This is a genomic window from Rhizobium sp. AN73 (assembly GCF_030757975.1).
GTDB classification, from domain to species: Bacteria; Pseudomonadota; Alphaproteobacteria; order Rhizobiales; family Rhizobiaceae; genus Agrobacterium; species Agrobacterium arsenijevicii.
In genome coordinates this window covers 146648-157954 of the sequence record NZ_JARWME010000003.1, presented here as the reverse complement: position 1 = coordinate 157954, position 11307 = coordinate 146648, and the positions used below count along the sequence as shown (strand labels likewise).

The window sequence follows — 11307 nt, the reverse complement described above, 5'->3', positions numbered from 1 at the left end:
ATACGGCCGAGAAGGCCGGCGTCGTGCTCGAGGTACGCTCAAGCCCCGTACCTGCTAGAAAGAGCTGAGCAAGAAAAATGCGGACAATCGATCTCAATTCTGACTTGGGCGAGGGCTTCGGCCCTTGGCGCATGGGCGACGACGAGGCTATTCTCGGCGTGGTTACGAGCGCGAACATCGCATGCGGCGGCCATGCGGGGGATGCCGCGACTATGGTAGAGACGCTGGAGCTCTCGCATGAGCGCGGCGTCGTCGCCGGAGCGCACCCTGGCTTCGCCGACCGCGAAGGTTTTGGCCGCCGCCTTATACCGCTGACGGCGAAGGAGGTCGAACAACTAGTGGCGACGCAGATCGGCACGCTCATGGGGGCGGCAGCTTTGGCCGGTGCCCGTATCCGCTATGTGAAGCCACACGGCGCGCTCGGCAACTGGGCCGCCGACGACCGAGCTATTGCCAATGCGATCGTGCGTGCGACACGGGCGATCTCACTTGATCTAGCCATCCTCGCGATTTCCGGGACCGAGTTGGAGCATGCCGGTTGTGAGGCCGGACTTACAGTCTTCAGCGAGATCTTTGCCGACCGTGGCTATCTTGCAAACGGCCGGCTTGTCCCGCGCAATCGGGACGGGGCGATGATCCATGACGCAGATACGGCGGCGAAGCGGCTGGTGGAGTTCCTGTCGACCGGACTGATGCCGACAATCGATGGGCTCGCAATTCCGCTGAAAGCTCATTCAATATGTGTTCACGGCGATAGTAGCGGGGCTCTCGCAATGGCCCGTGACATCCGGCAGGAGCTGGAGGCGGCAGGCGTCGAAATTCGTGCCTTCCTGGATCCACTCAAGGAGCAGCCGTGATGGCCAAGGGTTTTCTTATCGCGCAAGTCACCGTCACCAACCCGGAGGCGTCCTCCAGATATGCCAAGGCGGCGGGCGACCTTCTTAGACACTACGGGGCTCGTATCATCGTTAAGCCGGAATCTGCCCTGATCAAGGAAGGAAGCCCCAAAGCCCGTACAGTAATTTTCGAGTTCGAGAGCTTCGACAAAGCCAAGGAATTCTGGGACAGCCGAGAATATGTCGAAGCCAGGGTTTTACGCGCGGGTGCCGCCGAGGCGGACTTCATTCTCATCGAAGGTGCCGACTGATTTGAATGCCATCGCCCCTTTTCCCGTTTCCGAAATCACCCCTCAATACCGACCGGTCGCAGGGCACGCCTTGCTCGTCGAATTCGGCGAGGCGATCGATGAGCGGATTCATAGCCAGGTTCTCAGGCTGGACGCTGCTTTAAAAGCCACTCCGTTCGACGGCTTTACCGAAGCGGTACCCGCGTATGCAAGCGTGCTTGTCTGCTTCGAACCGCTTGTCACGGACCACCGAAGGGTTGAGGCGGCCGTATCGGATCTTATCGCTCATAAACTTGCACATGTTGGCTCGGTTTCTCTACGTGAAGTCGAAGTCTGCTACGATTCGGACTTCGCGAGCGATCTCGCATCCGTCGCGGAGGCAAGCGGGCTTTCCGCCGAAGAGGTCGTCAACGCCCATCTTGCTGGTGACTACAGTGTGTTCATGTATGGCTTTGCGCCTGGATATGCCTATCTTGCCGGCGTGCCGGCTCTGATCCAACTTCCTCGCAAACAAGCCGCGGTTCGAGGCGTTCCCGCAGGCAGTGTCCTTGTCGCAGGTCCGCAATGCCTTGTCACCACACTCACCATGCCGACCGGTTGGTGGATTATAGGCCGCTCGCCGACGAAGATTCTTGATCCTTCATCCGAAGATCATCCGTTCCTTTTCGACGTCGGTGACAGGGTGCGATTCCGTCGCATCTCGCGTGCCGAATTCGAGGTGAGAAGTCGCTCATGACCGAAGCTGTTTTATCCGTCAATTTCGCAGGCCCTCATGTCGCCGTCCAGGACGCTGGGCGCCATGGCTACATGCGTTTTGGCGTACCCGCTTCCGGACCCATGGACCGCACCTCTTTTGCTGCGGCAAACATTTCCCTTGGTAATCCAGCAACCCACCCGGCCATCGAAATCTCGATGGGGGGATTGGTGTTGGATTGTGTTTCCGGTGTGGTGACCTTTGCCGTTGCAGGCGGAGGTTTCATCATAGACCATGCCGACAGGAAAATTGGATCCTGGACGATTGCCACCTTGTGCGCCGGAGAGCGGTTGGCGATCCGGCCTGGGCACTGGGGCAGTTGGACTTATCTTGCCTTTGCCGGCGATCTCGCAACAAAGACCTGGCTGGGAAGTTCGTCTACTCATGCGCTTTCCGGATTTGGGGGCGGGCGCCTCACAGCGGGGCAGACCGTCATTGTGAACGATGCGAAGGTGCGAGCCGATCGACTCGGCACAATTCCCTGCCCAGTCACGGCACGCCCCCGTTCCGAATTGCACGTGGTACTTGGACCGCAGGATAGATTCTTTTCTGAAGAAACGATCTCGAACTTTCTCTCCACGCCGTTTCGTCTATCCGACGCTTACGACCGTATGGGGGTTCGCTTGCAGGGGCCGGCGTTGACCCCGAGTGCCCCACTCGACATGCCGTCCGAAGCGATTGTGCGGGGTTCTGTCCAGGTCGCGGGTGATGGGGTTGCCACAGTTCTTCTCGCTGATCATCAGACGACAGGAGGTTACCCGAAAATTGCAACGGTCGTCGATACGGACCTGGACTCCTTTGTGCAACTGAGGCCGCGCGACTTGGTGGCATTTAAGGCGGTTACACCACAACAGGCAATCGAGCACATCCGAATGCGAGCCGCCACCGGCGCACGTTATTTTTCGGCGATCTCAACGCCGCGCGGCACACTGGAACAAAGGTTGATGAGCGAAAATCTCATTGATGGGGTAGTTGATCCAACCCAAGCTCGGGTGACCCTTGAGGCTGCAATATAGAACGGAAGCCAATCAGCTAGTTGGGTCACCTAAGTACTTGTTGGGGAACAATTGCTGCTTTGGTTGATGTCGCCCTGCGCCCGATGAGGGAAAAGGTTGGTGAGATGCTGCGCAACGATTCCGCAAGGGTGTTACTGGCCGCGCCGCCACAGAGTTGCAGCAAGCAGTCTAACGAAGGAACGATTAAATGGATATGGAGCTTCCCGAGCGCGAGAGCATGGACTTCGACGTTGTGATCGTCGGCGCCGGTCCTGCGGGTTTGGCCGCCGCCATTCGTCTGAAGCAGGTCAATCCGGAGCTTTCGGTGGTTGTTCTGGAAAAGGGTGCCGAGGTCGGTGCGCATATCCTGTCGGGTGCGGTGGTCGATCCGATCGGCATCGACCGGCTGTTGCCGGGCTGGCGTGAAGAGGAGGGGCATCCCTTCAGGACCGAGGTCAAGGACGACCAGTTCCTGCTGCTTGGTCCGGCCGGTTCTATCCGTCTGCCGAATTTCGCCATGCCGCCGCTGATGAGCAATCACGGCAACTATATCGTCTCGCTCGGCCTCGTCTGTCGGTGGCTTGCCGAAAAGGCCGAGGCGCTCGGCGTCGAGATCTATCCGGGCTTTGCCGCCACCGAAGTGCTCTACAATGACGAGGGCGCCGTCGTCGGCGTTGCCACCGGCGACATGGGCGTCGAGAAGAACGGCGAGCCGGGCCCCAACTTTGCCCGCGGCATGGAGCTGCGCGGCAAGTATACGCTGATCGGCGAGGGTGTGCGCGGCTCGCTCGCCAAGCAGCTGATCGCCAAATTCGACCTGCAGAAGGATCGCGAGCCGCAGAAATTCGGCCTCGGCATCAAGGAACTCTGGCAGGTCAAGCCGGAGAACCACAAGCAGGGTCTCGTCCAGCATTCCTTCGGCTGGCCGCTCGGCATGAAGACCGGTGGCGGTTCCTTCCTCTATCATCTGGAAGACAATCTGGTCGCCGTCGGCTTCGTCGTCCATCTCAACTACAAGAACCCCTACCTCTATCCGTTCGAGGAATTCCAGCGCTTCAAGACGCATCCGAGCATTCGCGGGACCTTTGAAGGCGGCAAGCGGCTGACCTATGGCGCCCGTGCCATCACCGAGGGCGGCTGGCAGTCGGTGCCGAAGCTGTCCTTCCCCGGCGGTGCGCTGATCGGCTGTTCGGCCGGCTTCGTCAACCTGCCGCGCATCAAGGGCAGCCACAATGCGGTTCTGTCAGGCATCCTCTCGGCCGAAAAGATCGCCGATGCGATTGCGGCCGGCCGCGCCAATGATGAACCGGTGGAAATCGAGAACGGCTGGCGCGACAGCGCCATCGGCCAGGACCTGAAAAAGGTGCGCAACGTCAAGCCGCTGTGGTCGCGGTTCGGCACGGCGATTGGTGTCGCCTTGGGCGGTCTCGACATGTGGACCAACACGCTGTTCGGCCTCTCCGTCTTCGGCACGCTGAAACACGGCAAGACCGATGCGCAGTCGCTGGAGCCGGCCGCCAAACACAAGAAGATCGATTATCCGCGTCCGGACGGCGTGCTCACCTTCGACCGTCTCTCCTCGGTGTTCCTGTCGAACACCAATCATGAGGAAAACGAGCCGGTGCATCTGAAGGTCAAGGATATGGCGCTGCAGAAGTCGTCCGAGCACGACATCTATGCCGGTCCCTCGACCCGCTACTGTCCGGCCGGCGTCTACGAATGGGTGGAGAAGGACGGCGAGGACGTCTTCGTCATCAACGCCCAGAACTGTGTCCACTGCAAGACCTGCGACATCAAGGACCCCAACCAGAACATCAACTGGGTGCCGCCACAGGGCGGCGAAGGGCCGGTTTATCCGAATATGTGAGCCACTTGAGGAGGCAATATGTCATCACGCCCAATCGCCGCCTTTATTCCGGGCCTCCTGTGCGACGAAGCGCTTTGGGCGCAGCAAATGCAGGATCTGCGCGATCTGGTCATGCCCGTCATCGCGGATATCACGAAGGATGACAGTATTGCCGCAATGGCCCGCCGGGTGGCATCCTTCATGCCCGAGAGATTTATCGTCGTTGCGCTTTCGATGGGTGGTTATGTTGCCTTCGAACTGCTACGGACGATGCCGGAGCGGATTGCCGGTGTGGCGCTGATCGACACATCCGCCTCGCCCGATACGCCGCAAAAAGCCGCCGAGCGGCGCGCTGGAATTGCCAGCCTGAACGCGGGACGTTTCTCAGGGGTAACCTCCCGGCTTCTCCCGCAACTCGTTCATCCCCGGCATGTTGACGGTCCCGTCGGAGCCGAGGTGAGGGCAATGGCACAACGCGTTGGAGGCGACGCCTACATCCGCCAGCAATCGGCCATCCTCGGCCGTGTCGATTCCCAGCCCATACTCGCGCGTATCCTGAGCCCCGCGCTCGTTGGTGTCGGGGCTCAGGATCGACTGACGCCGTTGGACGAGGCCCGGAAAATCCATGCTGGTATCGCCAACGCGCGGTTCCACGTCTTTGATAATTGTGGGCACCTTCCTCCTCTGGAGTCGCCCACGGAAACAACCTCTGTCCTGCGAGCATGGCTTAACGACAGCGTGCTTCCGATCGCCGGCCGGCCCCATCTGGAATAACGAGTTTGTCAGCCATCTCGGCCGCACGATACAATTCAGGCATAGCTCTTATCGCCAGATTGTAGTTTCCCCGCGTCGTGCTTTCGGGAAAACTTCAGGTAATCAGCGGAATAAGCTGTGAGCCAGAGGGGGGGCCAGCGACGCGCGAAATAACCGCCGGCGCAGTTCCCAAAAAATCAGTCCGACGCTCTCCATCAACCTTCGTCGGGAAGTGCTTGCCCAACCTGCCGCATGCCTGCGGCGGTAAGGCGAACGTGTGTGTGCGGATTTTTCTCGCAATCAATCGTACAGATCAACAGGGGAACAAGATGAAATCCATGACTCTTGCGCTTGCAGCCGCAGCGCTTCTTTCCGTTTCCATTCCAGTCAAGGCCGAGGTTCTTGTCGGAGCGGTCCTGCCGCTATCCGGCGTCAATGCCCGGGGCGGCGAAGACCAGCGCCGCGGTATCGAACTTGCGGTCAAGGAGATCAATGCAAAGGGCGGCGTGCTCGGCGAGCCGCTGAAAATCATCTATGAAGATTCCGGCAACACGTCGCAACGGGCGATCGACGCTGCAAGGAAACTGGTCTCCGTCGACAAGGTCTCGATCGTTATCGGCGAATACTCTTCCGGTATAACAATACCATTGGGACAGTTCCTCGTTGCCGAGGGTGTCCCGCATCTCAATCCGGCATCCACATCCGGCCTCGTCCGTGGTATCGGCGCGACGTCGTTCTCGATGGTTGGCCTGGACAATGTGTCGACGGAATTTGCTGCAAAGGACGTGCTGGCACATGGCTGGAAGAAGGTCGCCGTCCTCGCGATGAACAATGCCTTCGGTCAAGGTGTGGCGCAGGAGTTCGGCAAGAATTTCAAAAGCATCGGCGGCGAGATCACCACGACGATCATGTATACGTCGGGCCAGACTTCCTATCGCCGCGAGTTGCAGCAGGCAGAAAGCTCGCAGCCAGATGCATATGTGTTTACCGCTTATGGTGCCGATGGCGGCCTCATGATGCAGGAAGCCCACGAGCTGGGCCTGCAGGACGAGAAGCCTTGGTATTCGGTGCTCGTCACAATGCACAATAGAGACACGCCTGCAGAGTTCAAGCAGGGCCTGATCGGAATGGACGTGGATTATACCGCCGGTGGCGACAACACGTACAAAGCCGACTACGAAACCGCCTACGGCGAGCCATTCGCGTCTGCCTGGAGCGGGTATGCGCATGACACGGCGCTCTTTGCCGCAGCAGCCATAAACAAGGCTGGCAGTAAGGATCGTGGTGCGATCCTGGCTGCAATCGCGGCCCTCGGGAATGAAGGGTTTACCGGCGTGACCGGCGAAATCAAGCTGGATAGCGATGGCCAGCGGCTGTGGCAACCCTATCAGAAACTGAAGGTCGAAGGCGACGACCTGGTTCGCTACGAATAACCCCCGCAACCTTCCTCGGGGGCGGCCAGATGGGCCGGCCGCTCCCACCAACTTAAAGGTTCGAGATGCTATCTTTTCTTTTCGACACTATTTTCCGCGCGCTTGATCTTGCGCTCATCGCTGTCGCTCTCAGTGCTGTCTACTCGTTGATCAAGTTTCCAAATGTTGCTCTCGTTCAATATGCAGTTGTGGGCGCATTTTCCGGCATGCTGCTGCAGGGGCTCGGCGTTCCGCTACTTGTGGCCGTTATCATCGCATCAGGAATCGTCGGTTTCTTAGCCTTGGCATTCAACGTCTTCATTTTCGAGCGGCTTCTGCGGATGGGCCCTGCCATTGCGCTCATCGGATCATTGGCACTCAGTATGATGTTGTCTGCTGGTTTCCTCATGGTTTTCGGGCCGGCGGCAAATAGATTTTCCGTGCCTGTGGCGCCGGCCATACGAATGTTGGGCATCCGAGTAACGGAAATGCAGGCAATTACGGGCCTGTCGACCATCGCGGCGCTAGCGTTTTTTGCCGTGCTTTTGTTCTGGACGCCGCTGGGTCGCGAGATGCGCGCGGTGTCGAACAATGCGGTGCTTGCTGCTGCCACCGGTGTAGACAACAGTCGGGTTACCAATATCGTCGTCCTCATCTCCGGCATACTGGCGTCTCTTGGAGGCTGCATGCTCGCTATGCGAGGCTCGGTCAGTATTGATATGGGCACCAACATGCTGTTGCCCGTGTTCGCGGCTGCCATCCTCGGTGGCCTCGGGAACGCCTTCGGGGCTGTTGTCGGCTCAATTGTGATAGCCATCGCGGAGACACTGGTTACAAATATCAACTTCGGGCCATTGTTTGGAGGCGGTTTCGTCTTTCTGCCGGCGAGCTACGCTCCAGCCGCATCTTTTGCCCTTTTGGTTCTAATCCTTCTGTTCCGCCCGAAGGGCCTCTTTGTCAGCGAGGTCTCCCGTGTTTGACTTTTTGATCCATGTCGCTGCGATCGCATGCATTTACAGTATTTTGGCTCTCAGCCTGAACCTCCAGGCTGGCTTCGCAGGAATGATGAACTTCGGCCTGATTGCCATGTTCGGTTGCGGCATGTACGCTGCGGCACTGGTTCACCGCTTTGGCTGGAGTGCGCTTGCGACACTGCCGCTCGCTGCTGTTGCCGCAACGCTGCTGGGCTTGTTTTTTGCGCGGCTCGGCCGAAAGCTCTCGAGCGACTACTGGGGGATCGCAACTCTCTCTATCGCGGAAATCATGCGGATCTTCTCGAACAATCTCGAAACCGTCACAGGTGGTGCCCAGGGCGTCTCCGGCTTGCCGCTTCTCTTCGCCTCTTTGCGGCCTTGGGATGGCGTCGCGCGCCTTGCCCTTTTTTCTACCCTGTTGCTGGCGGCTTTGTGGCTGTGCGACCGTATTACGCGTTCGGCTTTCGGACTCTCATTGAAGCTGATGCGTGAAGAGCCGCAGCTCGCGCTCTCCCTCGGCTATGACATTGATAAAATTCGGGCGCGTATGATGGTGATATCGTCTGCGATCGCCGCTTTGGCGGGTGTGCTCTACGCTTATTATCTGACTTTCGTGGGGCCGGAGCAACTGGTGGCACCAGAGACATTTCTTATTTGGTCTATGATCATGCTTGGAGGCATCGCGAACAATCGAGGCGTGATTGCCGGGGCCTTTCTCATGCAGTTCGCAATGGCGTTCATCCCATTCGTGAAAGACTACCTCGCCCTCCCTTCGGACTTTGTCGCGGCGGCCCGGCTGTTCGTGACCGGTGGCGGGATCCTGCTGTTTCTGCTGCTGCGACCGCAAGGCATCTTTCCTGAGAGAATCGGAGGCTATCATGGGCGCTGAATTGCTACGTGTTGCTAAATTGGCTAAGTCTTTTGGAGCTTATCAGGTCTTGCAGGACGTCCGGTTCGATGTGAATGAGGGTGAGATCGTCGGTTTGCTTGGGCCGAACGGCTCCGGCAAGAGCACGGCACTCAACATCATCTCGGGCTTCATGAGTGGGGACGGCGGCCAGGTTCTGTTTCAGGGCAACGACATTACCCAAGCGCGGGTTCAGGAGATCACAAGAAGCGGCCTGATCCGTACCTTTCAACTGCCTTCCATGCCTCATCGAATGACTGTTCGTGAGGTTGTAAGAGCCGGTCAGAGCCAAGCTTCAAACATGCTCGCGCCGATCCGATCGGAGCCGAGGTCGATTCCGCTCTCAAGACCTTCGAGTTGACCCATGTCGGGGACTTACCTGCCAGCTCCCTTTCAGGCGGTCAGAAGAAACTCTTGTCGGTTGCGACGGCCCTCCAGTCCAATCCAAAACTGCTTTGCCTGGATGAACCCACGGCAGGGGTTCATGTCTCTTTGCGCAGACGTCTAGTGGACATTCTTCGCGGGTACGTCAGTCGAGGTGGTGCCTGCCTAGTAGTTGAGCATGATATGGTATTCATCCGCGAGCTCTGCACGCGCTGCGTCGTCCTGGACCGTGGCGAGATTATTGCCGACTGCAAGCCCGATGAGCTGGAGAGCATCCCCCGTGTCGTTGAGGCTTATCTCGGGAAGGCAGTTGAGAGGAAAGCAGCACAATGATTGATGTGAGCGATCTGCGTGCCGGTTACGGTGATGGCGCGGACATATTGAACGGCATATCGTTAAGCGCACGGTCCCGCGAACTTGTCACGATCCTGGGGCCGAACGGTTGCGGAAAATCGACCCTTCTCAAGACCATCGCGGGCTACTTGAAGCCGCGCGCCGGCTGCGTGAGGATGCACGACGATGACGTGAGTTCGGTACCGATTCATCAAAAGGTTCGGCATCACCGCGTCGGCTACGTTCCACAGACGGAAAACGTCTTTGGAAATCTTACAGTGGCGGAAAATATAATGTTGGGCGCTCGATCGCTTGATCGGGCAGTGGCCGCGACACGTTACGATCAGTTGATGGCGAGCTACCCGGCCCTAGCATCGAAACAGAAAAGGAAAGCTTCAGCCCTCTCCGGCGGGGAGCGACAACTGTTGTCGCTTGCCCGTGCGCTTATTGCAGGTCCGGAGATTCTGCTCCTGGATGAACCCTCCGCCGGTCTCTCGCCATTGATGCTGCACGACGTCTTCGACGCAATTCTCCGCATCCGCGACGAACAGAACATGTGCATCGTAATGGTTGAGCAAAACGCTTTCGAGGCGTTGGGGGTTGCCGATCGTGCCTATGTTCTTTCGTTGGGGAGTGTTGCCATCCATGCCCCAGCTCAAGAATTGTTAATTAATCCCGCCATGCGTTCGCTGTATCTCGGTGGGCACGTCGATTGAATCTAAGCGCCAAACATCATCGGTTGATCAAATGGTTTCCTCACTATTGGTTCTTTGCGTAGCGACCTAAAGAGTGCAGTTTCGACAGTGAAGCTGCGTGAGTGAGTGAAAGAATGTTTCTGGAAAACAGGTACTGGGTGGGTGTGATGTGATCGCCAAACAGCCCGTTGCGCCTCCAGAAACAGGCTATTTGTTGCTTGCTGAACGATCGTAATTGGGCCTGCGCCAGGTGACCTCGCCATTGGCGCGCCTGACCGGCAGGTCCAGGCCCTGCTCAAGGAACCATAGCAGCGCCTGCCGCGCACTGCCGAGTTCGGCAACCTTGTTGAAGACGAGGACAATGGCCTCCTGAATGCGCCGGTCGGGATCCTTCTCGATCCTGTCACCGTCTTTCAAGAATCCAATCGGGACAGTAACGACAAGCTCACCGCGGCGCGCCTTCTCATAGCGGGCGGAAAGAGAACGTTGGCGCAAGAAATCCAGCTCATACTCGTTGAGGCTGCCCTTCAACCCCAAAAGCAGGCAGTCATTACCCTGGCGCGGCGCATAGACCGCTTCCTGGTCGATCAGAACAGTGTTGACGACGCGGCACATCTCAATGAGCTGTTGCCAATCCCGGATGTTGCGGGCAAAGCGCGATACCTCTCGTGCTGCAACCGCCCCAACCTTTCCAAGGCAGACCTCGGCAACCATCCGGTCGAAAGCGGCGCGGGTTACGCCTCCGGCTGCCGAACGGCCAGGATCTTCATCAACTGTTTCGATCTGCGACCAGCCAAGTGCCGTCAGGCGGTCACGCATGGCGTATTGAAGGGCGCTACTTTCGCGGTTGTGCAGAACCTGATGAGCCGATGATTGTCGGACGTACAGAATGGCCTTGCGCTCAAGATGGTGGGCGCTGATCTTCTCATGCATCATGACCGGCCTCCTTCGACTGGGGGGCGCTCTCGCCGTTGGCGGGGTCGACGAGCCGCCGCACGATGAGTGCCGTCAACGTCTGTTGTGTTCCTTCCGGCAACGTCTGCCATTGCGGCATCACTGGTGTCTTCCCGCTGTGTATGCTTGAGAACAGATCGAGCTGATATGTCGTAAACTGGCGTGGCATGGACA

14 protein-coding genes are annotated in these 11307 nt (G+C 58.4%); 12 read left to right on the top strand and 2 right to left on the bottom strand.

All coding sequences use genetic code 11. The features are described 5' to 3' along the window. Window positions 1-77 precede the first annotated feature (77 nt). From RBH10_RS24830 to RBH10_RS24775, 12 genes are all read left to right on the top strand, one after another. Complete coding sequence (locus tag RBH10_RS24830) at window positions 78-857, top strand: LamB/YcsF family protein (protein ID WP_281039531.1); 780 nt, start codon at window positions 78-80, stop codon at window positions 855-857. Then, complete coding sequence (locus RBH10_RS24825) at window positions 857-1147, top strand: DUF1330 domain-containing protein (protein ID WP_281039530.1); 291 nt, start codon at window positions 857-859, stop codon at window positions 1145-1147. The genes RBH10_RS24830 and RBH10_RS24825 overlap by 1 nt, the downstream gene beginning before the upstream one ends. A 10-nt stretch (window positions 1148-1157) precedes the next feature. Then, entirely contained in the window at window positions 1158-1862 is a 705-nt protein-coding gene (locus RBH10_RS24820) for an allophanate hydrolase subunit 1 (protein ID WP_281039590.1), read from the top strand. After that, window positions 1859-2896 carry a biotin-dependent carboxyltransferase family protein gene (locus tag RBH10_RS24815; protein ID WP_281039529.1) on the top strand — a complete coding sequence of 346 codons (1038 nt, stop codon included), beginning with the start codon at window positions 1859-1861 and terminating at the stop codon, window positions 2894-2896. Before RBH10_RS24820 ends, RBH10_RS24815 begins: the two co-directional genes overlap by 4 nt. Window positions 2897-3083: 187 nt before the next feature. Beyond that, window positions 3084-4742 carry an electron transfer flavoprotein-ubiquinone oxidoreductase gene (locus RBH10_RS24810; RefSeq protein WP_281039528.1) on the top strand — a complete coding sequence of 553 codons (1659 nt, stop codon included), beginning with the start codon at window positions 3084-3086 and terminating at the stop codon, window positions 4740-4742. Window positions 4743-4760: 18 nt separating this feature from the next. Continuing rightward, a complete protein-coding gene (locus RBH10_RS24805; protein ID WP_281039527.1) occupies window positions 4761-5495 on the top strand; it encodes an alpha/beta fold hydrolase in 735 nt (244 codons plus the stop codon). Window positions 5496-5803: 308 nt separating this feature from the next. After that, a complete protein-coding gene (locus tag RBH10_RS24800) occupies window positions 5804-6907 on the top strand; it encodes an ABC transporter substrate-binding protein (RefSeq protein ID WP_281039526.1) in 1104 nt (367 codons plus the stop codon). Between the two features lie 65 nt (window positions 6908-6972). Continuing rightward, window positions 6973-7866: a branched-chain amino acid ABC transporter permease gene (locus RBH10_RS24795; RefSeq protein WP_281039525.1), complete on the top strand. Its 894-nt coding sequence runs from the start codon at window positions 6973-6975 to the stop codon at window positions 7864-7866. Then, the gene (locus tag RBH10_RS24790) at window positions 7859-8749 is read left to right on the top strand and encodes a branched-chain amino acid ABC transporter permease (protein WP_281039524.1); all 891 of its coding nucleotides are present in this window, start codon (window positions 7859-7861) and stop codon (window positions 8747-8749) included. The genes RBH10_RS24795 and RBH10_RS24790 overlap by 8 nt, the downstream gene beginning before the upstream one ends. Then, the gene (locus RBH10_RS24785; RefSeq protein WP_306181015.1) at window positions 8739-9128 is read left to right on the top strand and encodes an ATP-binding cassette domain-containing protein; all 390 of its coding nucleotides are present in this window, start codon (window positions 8739-8741) and stop codon (window positions 9126-9128) included. Before RBH10_RS24790 ends, RBH10_RS24785 begins: the two co-directional genes overlap by 11 nt. Then, a complete protein-coding gene (locus RBH10_RS24780; RefSeq protein ID WP_306181014.1) occupies window positions 9125-9484 on the top strand; it encodes an AAA family ATPase in 360 nt (119 codons plus the stop codon). The genes RBH10_RS24785 and RBH10_RS24780 overlap by 4 nt, the downstream gene beginning before the upstream one ends. Further along, window positions 9481-10200, top strand: coding sequence for an ABC transporter ATP-binding protein (locus RBH10_RS24775; RefSeq protein ID WP_281039522.1), 720 nt, complete (start codon window positions 9481-9483; stop codon window positions 10198-10200). The genes RBH10_RS24780 and RBH10_RS24775 overlap by 4 nt, the downstream gene beginning before the upstream one ends. Window positions 10201-10386: 186 nt before the next feature. Here RBH10_RS24775 and RBH10_RS24770 read toward each other — a convergent pair whose 3' ends face one another. Together RBH10_RS24770 and RBH10_RS24765 are read right to left on the bottom strand one after the other, a co-directional pair. After that, the gene (locus tag RBH10_RS24770; RefSeq protein ID WP_281039521.1) at window positions 10387-11112 is read right to left on the bottom strand and encodes a recombinase family protein; all 726 of its coding nucleotides are present in this window, start codon (window positions 11110-11112) and stop codon (window positions 10387-10389) included. Further along, window positions 11105-11302, bottom strand: a complete 198-nt coding sequence (locus RBH10_RS24765; protein WP_281039520.1) for a hypothetical protein — start codon at window positions 11300-11302, stop codon at window positions 11105-11107. The genes RBH10_RS24770 and RBH10_RS24765 overlap by 8 nt, the downstream gene beginning before the upstream one ends. Window positions 11303-11307: the final 5 nt, after the last annotated feature.